This window comes from Paraburkholderia domus (assembly GCF_905220705.1).
In the GTDB taxonomy this organism is placed as follows: Bacteria; Pseudomonadota; Gammaproteobacteria; order Burkholderiales; family Burkholderiaceae; genus Paraburkholderia; species Paraburkholderia domus.
Genome location: NZ_CAJNAT010000003.1, coordinates 77,986 through 93,397 on the forward strand (window position 1 = coordinate 77,986; position 15,412 = coordinate 93,397).

Annotated in this window: 19 protein-coding genes; 13 read left to right on the forward strand and 6 right to left on the reverse strand. The window is 62.4% G+C overall.

Features of this window, described 5'->3' with window-relative positions; genetic code table 11:
* From kdpA to KHO31_RS08210, 6 genes are all read right to left on the reverse strand, one after another.
* The gene (gene kdpA / locus KHO31_RS08185) at positions 1-1,806 is read right to left on the reverse strand and encodes a potassium-transporting ATPase subunit KdpA (RefSeq protein WP_201075106.1); all 1,806 of its coding nucleotides are present in this window, start codon (positions 1,804-1,806) and stop codon (positions 1-3) included.
* On the reverse strand, positions 1,803-1,895 hold the full coding sequence (gene kdpF, locus KHO31_RS08190; RefSeq protein ID WP_011487462.1) for a K(+)-transporting ATPase subunit F: 93 nt from the start codon (positions 1,893-1,895) through the stop codon (positions 1,803-1,805). The genes kdpA and kdpF overlap by 4 nt, the downstream gene beginning before the upstream one ends.
* Entirely contained in the window at positions 1,892-2,005 is a 114-nt protein-coding gene (locus tag KHO31_RS08195) for a hypothetical protein (protein WP_054035137.1), read from the reverse strand. Before KHO31_RS08195 ends, kdpF begins: the two co-directional genes overlap by 4 nt.
* A gap of 260 nt (positions 2,006-2,265) precedes the next feature.
* A complete protein-coding gene (locus KHO31_RS08200) occupies positions 2,266-3,240 on the reverse strand; it encodes a quinone oxidoreductase family protein (RefSeq protein WP_211623027.1) in 975 nt (324 codons plus the stop codon).
* Between the two features lie 51 nt (positions 3,241-3,291).
* Positions 3,292-3,681 (reverse strand): methylglyoxal synthase, encoded by a 390-nt coding sequence (locus KHO31_RS08205; RefSeq protein ID WP_201084887.1) that lies wholly within the window; start codon positions 3,679-3,681, stop codon positions 3,292-3,294.
* An 88-nt stretch (positions 3,682-3,769) separates the two neighbouring features.
* Positions 3,770-4,552, reverse strand: coding sequence for an SDR family oxidoreductase (locus KHO31_RS08210; protein ID WP_211623029.1), 783 nt, complete (start codon positions 4,550-4,552; stop codon positions 3,770-3,772).
* Positions 4,553-4,787: 235 nt separating this feature from the next.
* Between KHO31_RS08210 and upp the strand changes: the two genes are divergently transcribed.
* The 13 genes from upp to KHO31_RS08275 all read left to right on the forward strand — a co-directional run bounded on the left by upp (position 4,788) and on the right by KHO31_RS08275 (position 15,366).
* The gene (gene upp, locus KHO31_RS08215) at positions 4,788-5,438 is read left to right on the forward strand and encodes a uracil phosphoribosyltransferase (RefSeq protein ID WP_120303672.1); all 651 of its coding nucleotides are present in this window, start codon (positions 4,788-4,790) and stop codon (positions 5,436-5,438) included.
* A gap of 438 nt (positions 5,439-5,876) precedes the next feature.
* Positions 5,877-6,605 (forward strand): YebC/PmpR family DNA-binding transcriptional regulator, encoded by a 729-nt coding sequence (locus tag KHO31_RS08220; RefSeq protein ID WP_201084885.1) that lies wholly within the window; start codon positions 5,877-5,879, stop codon positions 6,603-6,605.
* 248 nt (positions 6,606-6,853) lie between these two features.
* Positions 6,854-8,152 (forward strand): phosphoribosylamine--glycine ligase, encoded by a 1,299-nt coding sequence (gene purD, locus KHO31_RS08225; protein ID WP_201075100.1) that lies wholly within the window; start codon positions 6,854-6,856, stop codon positions 8,150-8,152.
* A gap of 230 nt (positions 8,153-8,382) precedes the next feature.
* A complete protein-coding gene (gene hemF, locus KHO31_RS08230; protein WP_201075099.1) occupies positions 8,383-9,306 on the forward strand; it encodes an oxygen-dependent coproporphyrinogen oxidase in 924 nt (307 codons plus the stop codon).
* A 25-nt stretch (positions 9,307-9,331) separates the two neighbouring features.
* The gene (locus KHO31_RS08235; protein WP_407945928.1) at positions 9,332-10,072 is read left to right on the forward strand and encodes a nicotinate-nucleotide adenylyltransferase; all 741 of its coding nucleotides are present in this window, start codon (positions 9,332-9,334) and stop codon (positions 10,070-10,072) included.
* A 4-nt stretch (positions 10,073-10,076) separates the two neighbouring features.
* Positions 10,077-10,532 carry a ribosome silencing factor gene (gene rsfS / locus KHO31_RS08240; RefSeq protein WP_211623031.1) on the forward strand — a complete coding sequence of 152 codons (456 nt, stop codon included), beginning with the start codon at positions 10,077-10,079 and terminating at the stop codon, positions 10,530-10,532.
* Positions 10,533-10,589: 57 nt separating this feature from the next.
* Positions 10,590-11,060, forward strand: coding sequence for a 23S rRNA (pseudouridine(1915)-N(3))-methyltransferase RlmH (gene rlmH, locus KHO31_RS08245; protein WP_093639533.1), 471 nt, complete (start codon positions 10,590-10,592; stop codon positions 11,058-11,060).
* A gap of 210 nt (positions 11,061-11,270) precedes the next feature.
* Positions 11,271-11,900: a Maf family protein gene (locus KHO31_RS08250; protein WP_201084884.1), complete on the forward strand. Its 630-nt coding sequence runs from the start codon at positions 11,271-11,273 to the stop codon at positions 11,898-11,900.
* A gap of 9 nt (positions 11,901-11,909) precedes the next feature.
* Positions 11,910-13,379 (forward strand): ribonuclease G, encoded by a 1,470-nt coding sequence (gene rng / locus KHO31_RS08255; protein ID WP_201075087.1) that lies wholly within the window; start codon positions 11,910-11,912, stop codon positions 13,377-13,379.
* Between the two features lie 81 nt (positions 13,380-13,460).
* Positions 13,461-13,859 carry a hypothetical protein gene (locus tag KHO31_RS08260; RefSeq protein WP_236061145.1) on the forward strand — a complete coding sequence of 133 codons (399 nt, stop codon included), beginning with the start codon at positions 13,461-13,463 and terminating at the stop codon, positions 13,857-13,859.
* A gap of 53 nt (positions 13,860-13,912) precedes the next feature.
* A complete protein-coding gene (locus KHO31_RS08265; RefSeq protein WP_201075086.1) occupies positions 13,913-14,308 on the forward strand; it encodes a hypothetical protein in 396 nt (131 codons plus the stop codon).
* Between the two features lie 30 nt (positions 14,309-14,338).
* Positions 14,339-14,704 carry a hypothetical protein gene (locus KHO31_RS08270; protein WP_236061157.1) on the forward strand — a complete coding sequence of 122 codons (366 nt, stop codon included), beginning with the start codon at positions 14,339-14,341 and terminating at the stop codon, positions 14,702-14,704.
* A gap of 236 nt (positions 14,705-14,940) precedes the next feature.
* Positions 14,941-15,366 (forward strand): CopG family transcriptional regulator, encoded by a 426-nt coding sequence (locus KHO31_RS08275; RefSeq protein ID WP_201084883.1) that lies wholly within the window; start codon positions 14,941-14,943, stop codon positions 15,364-15,366.
* Positions 15,367-15,412 lie beyond the last annotated feature (46 nt).

Sequence of the window (15,412 nt, forward strand, 5' to 3'; positions counted from 1 at the left end):
TCAATGGGCGCCCATCATCATCAGATGTTCGACACCAGGTCCGAGCGCGAGCGCGGGCACATAAGTCAGCGCACCGACCAGCAGCACCGTGCCGAGCAAAAGCACGACGAACAGCGGGCCGTGAGTCGGCAGCGTGCCGCCGGTCACACCGATGCGCTTCTTCGAAGCCAGCGAACCGGCAATCGCCAGCACCGGGATGATCGTGCCGAAGCGGCCAAACCACATCGCGATCGCCGTGAGCCAGTTGTAGAACGGGGTGCTCACCGTCAGACCAGCAAACGCACTACCGTTGTTATTCGCGGCCGAGCTGAACGCGTAGAGGATTTCGGAGAAGCCGTGTGCACCGGGGTTTGCGATGCCCGCTTTGCCCGCATCGGTCAGCACCGCGATCGACGTGCCCACCAGCACCAGCAGCGGTGTGAGCAGCACCACGATCGAGACCATCTTCATCTCGTACGCTTCGATCTTCTTGCCGACGTATTCAGGCGTGCGGCCGATCATCAGGCCTGCCACGAACACGGCCAGCAGTGCGAACACAAGCATGCCGTACATACCGGAACCCACGCCGCCGAAGATCACTTCACCGAGTTGCATCAGCAGCATCGGATAGAGGCCGCCGATCGGCGTCAGCGAGTCGTGCGTATTTGCTACCGCGCCGCACGAAGCCGCCGTGGTCGCCACCGTGAAGATGCCCGACTGCGCGATACCAAAGCGCGTTTCCTTGCCTTCCGCGTTACCGCCCGACTGCAACGCATTCGCCGATTGATCGACGTGCAACGCGGCGATCGCCGGGTTGCCGCCTTGCTCCGCGCTGATCTCACCGAACACACAAACGGCAAACGCAATCGTCATAGCCGCGAGCACGGCCACGCCTTGTTTGCGGTCCGAGATCATCCGACCGAACACCAGCGCCAATGCCGCCGGAATGATCAGGATCGAGAAGATCTGCAGGAAGTTCGAGAACGGCGTCGGGTTTTCATACGGATGCGCCGAGTTGCCGTTAAAGAAGCCGCCACCGTTGGTGCCGAGCATCTTGATCGCTTCCTGCGATGCGACCGGGCCCATGGCAATGGTTTGCGTCTTCACCGGCGTATCGACGGTGACCGCATTGCCCTTGGCATCCTTCACCGGGTTGCCTTGCGCATCGAGCTTCGGTGCGGCATAGGTCGTGGTTTGCAGCGTCGGCACGTCCTGATACGACTTGAAGTTCTGGATCACGCCCTGGCTCATCAGGATCGCAGCGATGATCGCCGACATCGGCAGCAACACGTAAAGCGTCACACGTGTCAGGTCGACCCAGAAGTTGCCGATGGTTTGCGCGGTGTGACGCGCGAAACCACGAATCAGCGCGATCACCACGACGATGCCGGTAGCGGCCGAGAAGAAGTTCTGGACGGTGAAGCCGAGCATCTGCGCCAGATAGCCGACGGTCTGCTCAGGCGTGTAATCCTGCCAGTTCGTGTTGGTCACGAAGCTGACTGCCGTATTGAACGCACCGTCGACCGTCATCGGGCCGAACTGCTGCGGATTGCCCGGCAGCCAGCCTTGCACGCGCAACAGCACGTAAAGGAACAGCGCGCCGAGCGCGTTGAACGCGATCGTGGCGATCGCATAGTGCTTCCAACCCATTTCCGTCGACGGATCGACGCCCGCGATGCGATACAGCAAACGCTCGAGCGGGCCGCCGAAGCGGACCACGCGAGACGTGCCGTCCATCACATTGGTCAAATAACGGGACATCGGCACCGCGGCTGCCAGCAGCACGACGATGAAAAGGCCCGCCTGCAGGACATTGTTCGAGTTCATTCAATGTCCTCCGCGCGCAACAGCGCATAGACCAGGTACACAAACAACAGCGCGGTAGCCGCGCCCGACAACCAGAGGATCCAGTTCATGACCGAGCCCCCTGCCCACGCCGGAACTGCATCAGCTTCTCGCAGCCGGCAATCAACGCAAAGGTCAGTGCGAAAAACAGCACCATCCCCCCGACATACAGCACATCCATTTTTATTCCCCATTCACGGACTTTGGATAGGTGGAACGTTATGCCGATCCGCGTAAAGGGCTGGTCAAAGATCTGAGATGGGGTGTAAAAAACGCGTAAACGGAAAAGGCCGTTCCACCCTGAGATGGAACGGCCTTGTGCCGATGGGGTATAGGTTTGCGGTGTTTCACGCCGGCCTGGCTGCCACGCACAGGAAGCGACATGGCGCTGTGGCGTTTACACCTGCACGACGCTCCGTCCTGCGCTCATGGCATGAGCGTTTATGGCAGCAACACCGTCGAGCCCGTGGTGCGGCGCCCTTCGAGGTCCGCGTGCGCCTTCCCGACATCAGCCAACGCGTAGCGCTGATTGATACTGGTCTTCACCTTGCCCGACACCAGCACGTCGAACAACTCCGAGGACATCGCCTCGTAGTCGCTGCGCTTGGCGATATAGGTGAAGAGTGTCGGGCGCGTAAAGAACAGCGAACCGCGTCCGGCGAATTCCGACGAATCGATCGGCGGCAGCGGTCCCGATGCATTGCCGAAGCTCACGAACATACCGAGCGGCGCGAGACAGTCGAGCGAGCCCGTAAACGTGTCTTTGCCGATCGAGTCATACACCACCGGCACACCCGCACCGTTTGTGATCTCGCGCACGCGCTTGGTGAAGTTCTCGCGCGTATAAACGATCGCATGGTCGCAGCCGTGCGCCTTGGCGATCTCGGCTTTCTCATCGGAACCGACCGTGCCGATCACCGTTGCGCCGAGCGCCTTCGCCCACTGGCAAACCAGCAGCCCGACGCCGCCGGCCGCGGCCTGGATCAGGATCGTGTCGCCGGCTTTCACCGGATACGTGCGGCGCAGCAGATACTGCGCGGTCAGCCCTTGCAGCATGACGGACGCGGCCTGCTCGTCGGTCAATGCATCGGGCACCTTGACGACTTGCGCCGCCGCCAGCACACGCTCCTGGGTGTATGCGCCAGGCGGGCGCGCCACGTACGCCACGCGATCGCCCGCTTTGAGACCAGTCACGCCTGTGCCGACCGCGGTGACTTCACCCGCCGCTTCCATACCGAGGCCGCCCGGCAGCGGCAGCGGGTATAGGCCCGTGCGGAAATACACGTCGATATAGTTCAGGCCGACCGCAGTCTGCTTGATGCGAATCTCGCCCGCAGCCGGCTCGCCCACTTCGACGTCGACCCATTTCATGACCTCGGGGCCGCCGGTTTTATCGAATCGGATTGCTTTGACCATCATGCCTCCTTGTTATGGTTTCGCTTGATCGTGAAGCTACCACCTGTTCCTTCAGACCTGCTGCGTGAAGCGCAAGGTCAGCACGTCGAGAATCATTCGCGCGGTCGAAATGTTCGTGGCGCACGGGATGTTGTGAACGTCGCAGGCACGCACCAGCGCGTTGATATCCGGCTCGTGCGGCTGCGGCGTCATCGGGTCGCGCAGAAAGATCACCATGTCTACCCGCCCTTCCGCGAGCTGCGCGCCGATCTGCAGATCGCCGCCATGCGGGCCGGACAACATGCGTTCGACCGTGAGGCCATGCGCGTCGCCAATGCGCGTACCGGTCGTGCCGGTCGCGACGATCTCGCAGCGCCTGAGCGTATCGACATATTCGCCGGCCAGTTTGACGATGTCGTCTTTCTTGTGATCGTGCGCTATCAGTGCAATGCGGGTGCTCATGACGTAAGACTCCTGAAACCGTTGTGATTGTCGTTGTTGTGGTGAGGGTGAGGGTGATGCCGGTGCCGGCGCATCAAAACGCGCCCGTTCAGAACGTACCGGGGTAAGCGCCGCCGTCGATCAGCCAGTTCTGGCCGGTGATGTAGCCGGCATGCACGCTGCACAGGAACGCACAGGCGCGGCCGAATTCATCGCGATTGCCGAAACGGCCGGCGGGGATCGTCTTCATACGCTGCTTGCGCGCGTCGTCGACGGAAATGTTTTGCGCCTTGGCTTGCGCCGAGAAGGTGGTGGCGATGCGATCGGTGTCGAACAGACCCGGCAGCAGGTTGTTGATCGTCACGCCCGAGGCGGCCACCTTGCTGCGCGCCAGTCCCGCCACGAAGCCGGTCAGCCCCGAGCGCGCACCGTTAGACAGGCCGAGCACGTCGATCGGCGCCTTGACCGCCGAACTCGTGATGTTGACGATACGGCCATAGCCACGCTCGCTCATGCCGTCGATGGTCGCGCGGATCAGTTCGATCGGCGTCAGCATGTTGCTCTCCAGCGCACGAATCCAGTCTTCGTGCGTGAAGTTGCGGAAGTCGCCCGGCGGCGGGCCGCCCGCGTTGTTGACCAGAATGTCCGGCTGCGGACAGTTGGCGAGCGCCGCGGCACGGCCTTCCGGTGTAGTGATGTCGCACGCCACCGTCTTCACTTCGACGCCGTATTGCTTGCGGATCTCGGCGGCGGTCGCCTCCAGCGTCTGGGCCGTGCGCGCGACGATCGTCAGGTTGACGCCTTCGGCTGCCAGCGCTTCCGCGCAGCCGCGCCCCAAGCCCTTGCTGGCCGCGCAAACCAGCGCGGTGCGTCCTGCGATTCCCATGTCCATGTGTGTCTCCTTGTGGCGTAGTCGCGGCGCGGGGGGGCCCCGCGGATGCCCAATCGTTGCGAAGTTTCCCCCGATTCTAGAAGAATCGGTGCCGGACTGTGCCGGGCCACTGCAATCTCCGGTATCTTCCGGCGCCACTCTTTCGGTAAACTTGCGCCGTGGCGCGCCCGCCGGCCCGTTTCAGGCCGTGCGGAGCGCCAAACCGATCCCTCTAGCCGCCGCTTGCGCCCCCGCCATGACCCAGGACAGCCGTTTTCCCAATCTTTTCATCCTCGATCACCCGCTGATCCAGCACAAGCTGTCGCATATGCGGGACCGGGACACCTCAACCCGCACGTTCCGCGAACTGCTGCGCGAGATCACGCTGCTGATGGGCTACGAAATCACCCGCAATCTGCCGATGACCACGCGCCGCATCACCACGCCGCTGGTCGACATCGACGCGCCGGTGATCGCCGGCAAGAAACTGGCGATCGTGCCGGTGCTGCGTGCCGGCATCGGCATGTCGGACGGCCTGCTGGAGCTGGTGCCGTCGGCGCGCGTGGGCCACATCGGCGTGTATCGCGCCGAGGACCATCGCCCGGTCGAGTATCTGGTGCGCCTGCCGGATCTGGAAGACCGCGTGTTCATTCTGTGCGATCCGATGGTCGCGACCGGTTACTCGGCCGTGCACGCGGTGGACGTGCTCAAGCGCCGCAACGTAGCCGGCGAGAACATCATGTTCCTCGCGCTGGTGGCCGCGCCGGAAGGCGTGCAGGTGTTCCAGGACGCGCATCCGGACGTCAAGCTGTACGTCGCGTCGCTCGATTCGCACCTGAACGAGCACGCGTACATCGTGCCGGGTCTCGGCGATGCCGGCGACCGCCTGTTCGGCACGAAAAACTGACCGCGGGCTGAAGAAACCAGCGGCGGCGCGCGCAAAACGCCGCCACCGTGCAGTTTCAGAGCAGTTTCCGGCTACGCTCACCTCTGCCGCGGCCCCGCGGCGTGATAAAATTCGAATCCGCTCAAAGAGCGGCTCAACTTGCACGACCGCCCGGCGCATCGCGCCTTTACGCGGGGTCTGCCGGGACCGGCGCGGTCGGGGCGCTACTAGCTGCCCACCGACCGCACCGCCCCGCTCCAACCGCGCTGCCGACCTTCGGTCCCGCTAGCCGGGCCTGGCTGGGTGTGATCAAGCTGAAAAAGGTCTGACACCGAGCGGTCTGGCGCCGAGCGGTTCGACATCGAGGCGCAAGTTCGTCATCACGAGCGCAAGCGCCCGGCATCGCAACGACAATTGCACTATGCGTGCGCCCCACTGGCGCGCGCGATGGAGAAAGGTATGGCGGGTCATTCGAAATGGGCCAACATCAAGCATAAGAAAGCAGCGGCCGACGCCAAGCGCGGCAAGGTCTGGACGCGGCTCATCAAGGAAATTCAGGTCGCGGCCCGCATGGGCGGCGGCGACATCGACTCGAACCCGCGTTTGCGGCTCGCCGTCGAAAAGGCATATGACGCCAACATGCCGAAAGATAACGTCAACCGTGCGATCCAGCGCGGTGTGGGCGGTGTCGATGGCGCAAATTACGAAGAAATCCGCTACGAAGGCTACGGCATCGGCGGCGCGGCCGTGATCGTGGACACCATGACCGACAACCGCACCCGTACGGTGGCGGACGTGCGTCACGCGTTCTCGAAGAATGGCGGCAACATGGGCACGGACGGCTCGGTGTCGTTCATGTTCGATCACGTCGGCCAGTTCCTGTTCGCGCCCGGCACGCCGGAAGACAAGCTGATGGAAGCCGCGCTCGAAGCCGGCGCTGACGACGTCGTCACGAATGAAGACGGCAGTATCGAAGTGCTGTGCCCGCCGAACGACTTCCCGAAGGTGAAGGCCGCGCTTGAAACCGCGGGTTTCAAGGCCGAGCTCGCCGAGGTGACAATGAAACCTCAGACGGAAGTCGAATTCACGGGCGACGACGCCGTGAAAATGCAGAAGCTGCTCGACGCACTGGAAAATCTGGACGACGTGCAGGAAGTCTATACAAACGCCGCGATCGCCGACGAATGAGTGTGCCCGGCGGCGCCTCACGCGTGGATTTGCATTGAACCACGCCCGCGCCGCCGCCTGGCCCTCGCGTTGCTGCTGAGCGGGCGTTGGTCGGGTCCTGGTTCGGGCCCTTCCACACCGCCTCCACTCGGGTTCGCTATGTGCCCTGCGCCGCCGTCTGGCTGCGGGCACATTGCAAACCTCGCTGTTATTCCACGGCTGAGCGTGATGCTTCAGCCGTTTATGGTTTTTAAGTCTCGGGGATTCACATGAAGTTACTCGTCGTCGGTTCCGGCGGTCGCGAACATGCGCTCGCATGGAAGCTCGCGCAATCGCCGCGGGTCCAGCTCGTCTACGTTGCTCCCGGCAACGGCGGCACCGCCCAGGACGAGCGTCTGCGCAACATCGACATCACTGATCCGGCCGAACTCGCCGATTTCGTCGAGAAAGAACAGATCGCCTTCACGCTGGTCGGGCCGGAAGGGCCGCTCGCCGCGGGCATCGTCAATCTGTTCCGCTCGCGTGGTCTGAAGATTTTCGGGCCGAGCAAGGAAGCCGCGCAGCTCGAAAGCTCGAAAGATTTTGCCAAGGCGTTCATGAAGCGCCATGCGATCCCGACTGCCGAATACGAAACCTTCGCCGACGTCGCCGCCGCGCACGCGTATCTGGACGCCAAGGGCGCGCCGATCGTGATCAAGGCCGATGGCCTCGCCGCGGGCAAGGGGGTCGTGGTTGCGCAAACGCTGGAAGAGGCGCATGCCGCAGTCGACATGATGCTGTCGGACAACAAGCTGGGCGACGCCGGCGCGCGCGTCGTGATCGAGGAATTCCTCGTCGGCGAAGAAGCCAGCTTCATCGTGATGGTGGACGGCAAGCATGTGTTGGCGCTCGCCTCGAGCCAGGACCACAAGCGTCTGCTCGACGCCGATCAGGGTCCGAACACCGGCGGCATGGGCGCCTACTCGCCCGCACCGATCGTCACGCCGCAACTGCATGCGCGCGTGATGCGCGAAATCATCCAGCCGACCGTGCGTGGCATGGAGAAAGAAGGCATCCGCTTCACCGGCTTCCTGTACGCCGGCCTGATGATCGACGCGCAAGGCAACCCGAAGACGCTCGAATTCAACTGCCGGATGGGCGACCCGGAGACGCAACCGATCATGGCGCGCCTGAAAGGCGACTTTTCGAAGGTCGTCGAACAGGCAATCGCCGGCACGCTCGATACGATCGAACTCGAATGGGACCGTCGTACGGCGCTCGGCGTGGTGCTCGCCGCGTACAACTATCCGGAGACGCCGCGCAAGGGTGACCGGATCAGCGATATTCCGGCAGAAACCGTGGATTCGGTTACTTTCCACGCCGGCACGACGCTAGCGGACGGCAAGCTGACCACCTCGGGCGGCCGCGTTTTGTGCGTGGTCGGCCTGGCGGATTCGGTACGCAGCGCGCAATCGGTCGCGTACGAGACGATCAACCAGATCTCGTTCGACGGCATGCAATATCGCCGCGACATCGGCTACCGTGCACTGAACCGCAAGCACGACGCCAAGAACGAAGGCAAGCACTAAGCCCGCCCACTCGCCCGCGTGTGGCGCCAACGGCGCTACACTGCGGGTTTTCGCGACCGTTGCGGCGCCCACCGTACCATGTGGGCTTACCCCGGTTGACCGGCATTTCATCCGGCGCGAATGACCGTACCGCCGTGCCTTCCCAGGAACACCCTGGGTGATGGCTCGGCCCTCGCCCTTCAAGAAGAACCCGCGGCACGACGAGCGTGCCGCCCTCAGCATCTGCATTCATGACCGATTCGAGCTATGACGCACAGGCCGTGCGCAACTGGCTGCAAGGCCTGCAAACGCATATCGCGGACACGCTCGGCGCGTTCGACGGTAAGCCGTTCGCGACCGACGCATGGCAGCGCGCCCCCGGCGAGAAGCTGCGCGGCGGCGGCTGCACGCGGATTCTGGAAGGCGGCAACTTCTTCGAACGGGCTGGCATCGGCTTCTCGGACGTTTCGGGCGATACGTTGCCCGGTTCGGCGAGCGCCGCGCGTCCGCAACTGGCTGGCCGTGGTTTTGAAGCAATGGGCGTTTCGCTCGTGCTGCACCCGCACAATCCGCACTGCCCGACCGTGCATATGAACGTGCGGTTGCTGATCGCAACCAAGGCCGGCGAAGAGCCCGTGTTCTGGTTCGGCGGCGGCATGGATCTGACGCCTTACTATGGCTACGAGGAAGACGCGCAGCATTTCCATCGTGTGTGCCGCGACGCGCTGCAGCCTTATGGCGCGGACCTCTACCCGAGTTTCAAGCGCTGGTGCGACGAGTACTTCTTCCTCAAGCACCGCAACGAACCGCGTGGCATCGGCGGGATTTTCTTCGACGATTTCTCGGCGCCGGGCTTCGATCAATCGTTCGCGATGCTCAAAAGCGTCGGCGAGGGATTCCTCAAAGCGTACCTGCCGATCATCGAAAAGCGCCGCAACATTCCGTACGGCGAAGCCGAGCGGGACTTCCAGGCATACCGGCGCGGCCGCTACGTCGAGTTCAATCTGGTCTTCGACCGTGGCACACTGTTTGGGCTGCAGAGCGGCGGACGCACCGAATCGATTCTGATGTCGATGCCGCCTGTGGTGAACTGGCGCTACAACTGGCAGCCCGAACCGGGCACGCCGGAAGCGCGTCTTTATAGCGATTTTCTCGTGCCGCGCGAGTGGGTGTGAGGCTTTAAGCCCGCAGCCACTGCACGTGACCACGACAAAGGATCCTCACCTGAAGCCGAACGCTCATCCTGTCGCCCTGCCTCGCCGGATCGGACTGCTCGGCGGCACCTTCGATCCGATCCACGACGGCCACCTCGCGCTCGCGCGGCGTTTTGCCGACGTGCTGAACCTGACTGAGCTGGTGCTGCTGCCGGCCGGCCAGCCGTGGCAGAAAACGGACGTGTCGGCGGCTGAACACAGGCTGGCGATGACCCGCGCCGCCGCCGGCGCGTTAGTACTGCCGGGCGTGACCGTGCGGGTGGCGACCGACGAAATTGAACACGAAGGTCCGACGTACACCGTCAACACGCTGCAGTTGTGGCGTGAACGCGAAGGTCAGGATGCGTCGATTGCACTTCTGATCGGCGCGGATCAACTGGTGCATCTCGACACCTGGCGCGACTGGCGGCGCCTGTTCGACTTTGCTCACATCTGTGCGGCCACGCGCCCCGGATTCGACCTCGCGTCGATTCCGCCCGTGGTTGCCAAAGAAATCGACGCGCGCCGTGCCCGCGCCGACGTTCTGCAAGCCACCCCCTGCGGCCACTTGCTGATCGATACGACGCTTGCGTTCAACGTCTCGGCCACCGACATTCGCGCGCATCTGCGCGAACAGGTGACCCAGCGGCTTGCCCTCGCGGGCGGCGAACAGCAAGACCAGGCCGCGAGCCATGTCCCCACTGCGGTGTGGGACTATATTCTTCAACATCATCTGTACCACCGGTAACCCCATGGATATTCGCAAACTGCAACGCGTGATCGTCGACGCTCTCGAAGACGTCAAAGCGCAAGACATCAAGGTGTTCAACACCAGCCACCTGACCGCGCTGTTCGATCGCGTGATCGTCGCCTCCGGCACCTCGAACCGCCAGACCAAGGCGCTCGCTTCGAGCGTGCGCGAGAGCGTCAAGGAGAACGGCGGCGACATCATCAGTACCGAAGGCGAGGACATCGGCGAATGGGTGCTGGTCGATTGCGGCGACGCGATCGTGCACATCCTGCAACCGGCGCTGCGCCAGTACTACAACCTCGAAGAAATCTGGGGCGACAAGCCGGTGCGCATCAAGCTGTCGACGCCGAATCCGTTTGGCGGCGCCAGCGCGAGCGAGCTGGATGATGAGGACGAAGAGGAAGAAGCGCCGGTTGCCAAAAAGCCCGCACGCAAGACGCCGGTACGCCGCAAGTAAGCGCGCTTTGCCAGGCATAACGCTTAGTCTGCGATTGCATCCGCGACACCATCCGCGATGAAACTTCACATCCTCGCCGTCGGCCACAAGATGCCGGACTGGATCGCCACTGGCTTCGATGAATACGCGAAGCGCATGCCGCCCGAGCTGCGTATCGAGCTGCGCGAGATCAAGCCCGAGCAGCGTTCGTCGGGGCGTCCAGCGGAAAGCGTGATGGCTGCCGAGCGGCAGAAAATCGAAGCCGCGTTGCCGAAGAACGCGCGCATCGTCGCGCTCGACGAACGCGGCAAGGATTGGACCACGATGCAGCTCGCCGGCGCCCTGCCCGGCTGGCAGCAGGACGGCCGCGACGTGGCGTTTCTGATCGGCGGCGCCGACGGGCTCGATCCCGATCTGAAAGCGCGCGCCGATATGCTGCTGCGTGTCTCCAGCCTGACGCTGCCGCACGCAATGGTCCGCGTGCTGCTCGCCGAGCAGCTTTACCGCGCGTGGACCATCACGCAAAATCACCCCTATCACCGCGTGTGAGCGAACGATGCTGCTGACAGATCGTGCGTTGTTTGGTCTCGTTGGCCGCGCTGATTGACGCGCTTGCAGGCGCGTTTATCGATGCGCTTGTCGATGCGCTTATCGACGCGCTCTTCGTCCTGTCCTTCGACACGCTGATCGACGCTAGACTGACGAGCTCATCGCGCGTTCCTCGCGCATTGACGCAATCCGCCTCATCGAGACCTGTTCATGCCAACGCCTGCCGCTTCACTGCATCCATTCGTATACCTCGCTTCCCAGAGCCCACGCCGCCAGGAGCTGTTGCAACAGCTCGGCGTGCGTTTCGAATTGCTGCTGCCGCGTCCCGATGAAGATGCCGAAGCACTTGAAGTCGAGCTGCCCGGCGAGCGAGCGCGTGACTACGTGCAGCGTGTGTGCATCGCCAAGGCGCATGCCGCGCGCGCGCGTCTCGTGGCAGGCGGTCATGCCGCACGGCCGATCCTGGTTGCCGACACCACCGTCACGATCGACGACGCGATCCTCGGCAAACCCGTCGACGCCGACGACGCCGTCGCGATGCTCACGCGTCTCGCGGGGCGCGATCACGAAGTGTTGACGGCCATCGCGGTGATCGACGCGGAAGGCACGTTGCTGCCTGCTGCGCTATCCGTATCGAAGGTGCGTTTTGCTGCACTGCACGCGGACGCCGTGCGCCGCTATGCCGCAAGCGGCGAGCCGCTCGGCAAGGCGGGCGCGTATGGCGTGCAAGGACGCGCCGCGGAGTTTATCGAGCATATCGACGGGTCCTATTCAGGTATCATGGGTTTGCCACTTTTTGAAACCGCTGCCCTCCTGCGTGCAGCGCGCATCGACTTCTAAAATAACACTATGAATGAAGAAATCCTGATCAATGTCACGCCGCAGGAAACGCGCGTCGCGCTGGTCCAGCAAGGCGCCGTCCAGGAACTTCACGTCGAACGAACGCTGTCGCGGGGACGCGTCGGCAATGTCTATCTCGGCAAAGTCGTCCGCGTGTTGCCGGGCATGCAATCCGCCTTCATCGATATCGGTCTGGAGCGCGCCGCGTTCCTGCATGTAGCGGATATCTGGCATCCGCGCATTGCGGGCGAACCGCAACATCAGACGCCGCATCAGCCGATCGAAAAGATCGTCTTCGAAGGCCAGACGCTGATGGTACAAGTCGTGAAGGATCCGATCGGCACCAAAGGCGCGAGGCTCTCCACGCAAGTGAGTATCGCCGGGCGCACGCTTGTGTATCTGCCGCAGGAACCGCATATCGGCATCTCGCAGAAGATCGAGAGCGAAGCCGAACGCGAAGCCGTGCGCGCGCGTTTGACCGCTGTGCTGCCCGCCGATGAAAAAGGCGGCTACATCGTCCGCACCATCGCTGAAGATGCGACCAGCGAAGAGTTGGCCGGGGACGTTGCGTATCTGCGCAAGACGTGGGCGACGATCATCTCGCAAGGTCAGCGCATGCCGCCGACCAGCCTGCTGTATCAGGACCTGAATCTCTCGCAACGGGTGCTACGCGATTTCGTGAATGACGAGACCTCGCGTATTCAGGTCGACTCGCGCGAGACCTATCAGATGCTCGCCGACTTCGCGGCGGAGTTCACGCCGGCGGTGTCGTCGAAGCTGCATCACTACACTGGCGAACGGCCGCTCTTCGATCTGTACAACATCGAGTCGGAAATCCAGCGTGCATTGTCACGCCGGGTCGAGCTGAAGTCGGGCGGGTATCTGGTGATCGATCAGACCGAAGCAATGACGACGATCGACGTGAATACCGGCGGTTACGTCGGCGCGCGCAACTTCGACGATACGATCTTCAAGACCAACCTCGAAGCCGCGCACACGATCGCGCGGCAATTGCGGCTACGCAATCTGGGCGGTGTGATCATCATCGACTTCATCGATATGGAGAACGTCGAGCATCGCGACCAGGTGCTCGGCGAGTTGAAGAAGGCGTTGTCACGAGATCGTACGCGCGTGACCGTGAATGGTTTTTCGCAGCTTGGGCTCGTGGAGATGACGCGCAAGCGCACGCGCGAATCGTTGGCGCATGTGCTGTGCGAGCCCTGCCCGGTTTGCCAGGGTAAGGGGCAGGTCAAGACGCCGCGTACGGTGTGCTATGACGTGCTGCGCGAGATTCTGCGCGAGTCGCGACAGTTCAATCCGCGCGAGTTTCGCGTGGTGGCGTCGCAGCAGGTGATCGATCTGTTTCTTGAGGAAGAGTCGCAGCATCTGGCCATGCTGATGGATTTCATCGGCAAGCCGGTGTCGTTGCAGGTGGAGTCGAATTTGAGCCAGGAGCAGTACGATATTGTGCTGATGTGAATGGACCCAAGCCTTATACGACAAGGCTCTCACGAAGACCGACCCACGATGGTCGGTTTTTTTGTTAACGCGGGCGGCGCGATGGCCACAAGTGAGGGCGGCGGCGATCTGCTTGGCATGGTTGAGGCCGTGGCCGGTGCCGCGCTCGGCATTGACTTCGGTGCGATGACCGGTGATTGCGCCGATACGTCTACACCACTCGGCGACGCACAACCGTTCGAGTATGGCGACGATGCGCTGTCGAGCGACTCGATGGACCTTGCCGGCAACCTAACGCCCAACATGGGGCCCACTGGAAGCTGGTACACGAATCCGGGTAGTGGCCAGATGCGTACGTATGGTCAGGATGGTTTTCCGGTCGTCGACTTTGATTTCGATCACGACCATGGCCAAGGCATCCCACACGCGCATAACTGGGAGAACGGCGGCGGCCCCTTTCCACTTCGCGGTCCCGGCGTGCAGTTTTCGCCGCTACCCTGATGGTCCCGCTCAACCACTAGCCAACAATGACACCTTTACCGATCCTTGCCTTCATGGAAATCAGACATAGCTATCATGATGCAGAACTGGTCGGCTGCGCGTATTCGCGCACCGATTCCTCCCTTCTGCTCAGTTTCGAATGCACTGACGGCACGACGCCAAAACTGCTGTTTTCCGGAGTCACGGCCGTGCGTGCCAACGACTTCGGCCGACAGAACGTGGTATCGCGGCTGCTGATATCGCCGTCGCATGTGTTCACTCCTGACGAGATTCGCATCTATGTAAATTGGGCGAATAGCCAGCACGACTATCGAGCCTCGATGACAAACGAAAGTGCCCAGACGATCGCCGCGAGCGTTGCCGAAGCAAAGTCCATTCTGTTCGTATTGGAGCCGTCAGTTGGCGCCGAGGTGGTCGCGCTGTGCAGGGGCGTTCAGGAGACTGACTGAGCCCAACGCCGTGAGAGCAGCGACCCACTCATGACAATTACAGAATCACTAGAACCGTTCGGTCATTTCCACGATTGGTATCTGGATACTGTTGCGGTTGGACCGAACCACGAACCCCGCACGCTGACTCTCGGCCTGTACCTCAACGATAAGCGCGCGACAGTCACTTTCGAAGGCGTGACGTGCGTTTGCCTTGAAAACTGGGGATTGTTGAACATCGTCTACGCGATCCAGTTACTGCAGCCGGACGACAAAGACTACACACGGGCACGAAACGTTCTGGCAAAGGGAGAGCGCCTAAGCGATCGAAGCGGGGTTCATTTGGTCTACGTGTACTCCACCCTAGGCGCAGAAATTGTGATTGAGTTCGCCTCGCTGCAGATCGAGTCCAGCTGACGCGACGGTAGGCGCCGCAGAACACGACCGCCGCCGCAAGCACGTACCCGATGTTTGATCGTCCCCGCTTGCGCGAGTCGGCACCCTCTTCTCTTCCCGCAGCCGCGAGGACTACCCACGTCCCAGAAGACCTCTACCGGCCCTCAATTTCCCCGTTGACGCCACTAGAGCCAGAAGCGTATAACCATCCCACTGGATGTTAATTGGATGGCGCGCGAACGCCAAACGGAATAGAAATGGCCAATCTCAAACTCATCGACACCTCCCGCCCCAAAGGCGGTGAGACCGAAAAAATCACCGTCAACCTCGGCCCGGTCGACCTGGGCCAGATCGACTTACTCGTCGAAGAGGGTTTTTACTCGAACCGCACCGACCTGATTCGCACCGCGATCCGCAACCAGCTCGCGGTACACGCACAGGTCGTTACAGAAACGGTGACCCGGCGCGCGCTGGTGCTCGGCTTGCAACACTTCTCAAGGCAGGACCTCGAAGCCGCTCAAGCCGCGAACGAACGACTGGACATTCAAGCGCTCGGCCTCGCCAGCATCGCCGCCGATGTACCACCGGAACTCGCAGCGGCCACGATCGCATCGGTGGCGGTACTCGGCGCATTTCATGCGTCGCCCGCGGTCAAGGCAGCGCTCGCCGGCCGCATCAGGTAGCCGCGCCTCGCGTGGCTAATCCAATGGTTAAACGTGCGGATGAGCA

Bases quoted from the DNA above. Each gene is read 5' to 3' on its own strand.
- KHO31_RS08195 (WP_054035137.1), bottom strand. From the start codon at position 2,005: ATGGATGTGCTGTATGTCGGGGGGATGGTGCTGTTTTTCGCACTGACC.
- upp (WP_120303672.1), top strand. From the start codon at position 4,788: ATGACCCAGGACAGCCGTTTTCCCAATCTTTTCATCCTCGATCACCCG.
- kdpF (WP_011487462.1), bottom strand. From the start codon at position 1,895: ATGAACTGGATCCTCTGGTTGTCGGGCGCGGCTACCGCGCTGTTGTTT.
- purD (WP_201075100.1), top strand. From the start codon at position 6,854: ATGAAGTTACTCGTCGTCGGTTCCGGCGGTCGCGAACATGCGCTCGCA.
- rlmH (WP_093639533.1), top strand. From the start codon at position 10,590: ATGAAACTTCACATCCTCGCCGTCGGCCACAAGATGCCGGACTGGATC.
- rng (WP_201075087.1), top strand. From the start codon at position 11,910: ATGAATGAAGAAATCCTGATCAATGTCACGCCGCAGGAAACGCGCGTC.
- KHO31_RS08205 (WP_201084887.1), bottom strand. From the start codon at position 3,681: ATGAGCACCCGCATTGCACTGATAGCGCACGATCACAAGAAAGACGAC.
- kdpA (WP_201075106.1), bottom strand. From the start codon at position 1,806: ATGAACTCGAACAATGTCCTGCAGGCGGGCCTTTTCATCGTCGTGCTG.
- KHO31_RS08275 (WP_201084883.1), top strand. From the start codon at position 14,941: ATGGCCAATCTCAAACTCATCGACACCTCCCGCCCCAAAGGCGGTGAG.
- KHO31_RS08210 (WP_211623029.1), bottom strand. From the start codon at position 4,552: ATGGACATGGGAATCGCAGGACGCACCGCGCTGGTTTGCGCGGCCAGC.
- KHO31_RS08265 (WP_201075086.1), top strand. From the start codon at position 13,913: ATGGAAATCAGACATAGCTATCATGATGCAGAACTGGTCGGCTGCGCG.
- hemF (WP_201075099.1), top strand. From the start codon at position 8,383: ATGACCGATTCGAGCTATGACGCACAGGCCGTGCGCAACTGGCTGCAA.
- KHO31_RS08270 (WP_236061157.1), top strand. From the start codon at position 14,339: ATGACAATTACAGAATCACTAGAACCGTTCGGTCATTTCCACGATTGG.
- KHO31_RS08200 (WP_211623027.1), bottom strand. From the start codon at position 3,240: ATGGTCAAAGCAATCCGATTCGATAAAACCGGCGGCCCCGAGGTCATG.
- KHO31_RS08260 (WP_236061145.1), top strand. From the start codon at position 13,461: ATGGCCACAAGTGAGGGCGGCGGCGATCTGCTTGGCATGGTTGAGGCC.
- KHO31_RS08220 (WP_201084885.1), top strand. From the start codon at position 5,877: ATGGCGGGTCATTCGAAATGGGCCAACATCAAGCATAAGAAAGCAGCG.
- rsfS (WP_211623031.1), top strand. From the start codon at position 10,077: ATGGATATTCGCAAACTGCAACGCGTGATCGTCGACGCTCTCGAAGAC.
- KHO31_RS08250 (WP_201084884.1), top strand. From the start codon at position 11,271: ATGCCAACGCCTGCCGCTTCACTGCATCCATTCGTATACCTCGCTTCC.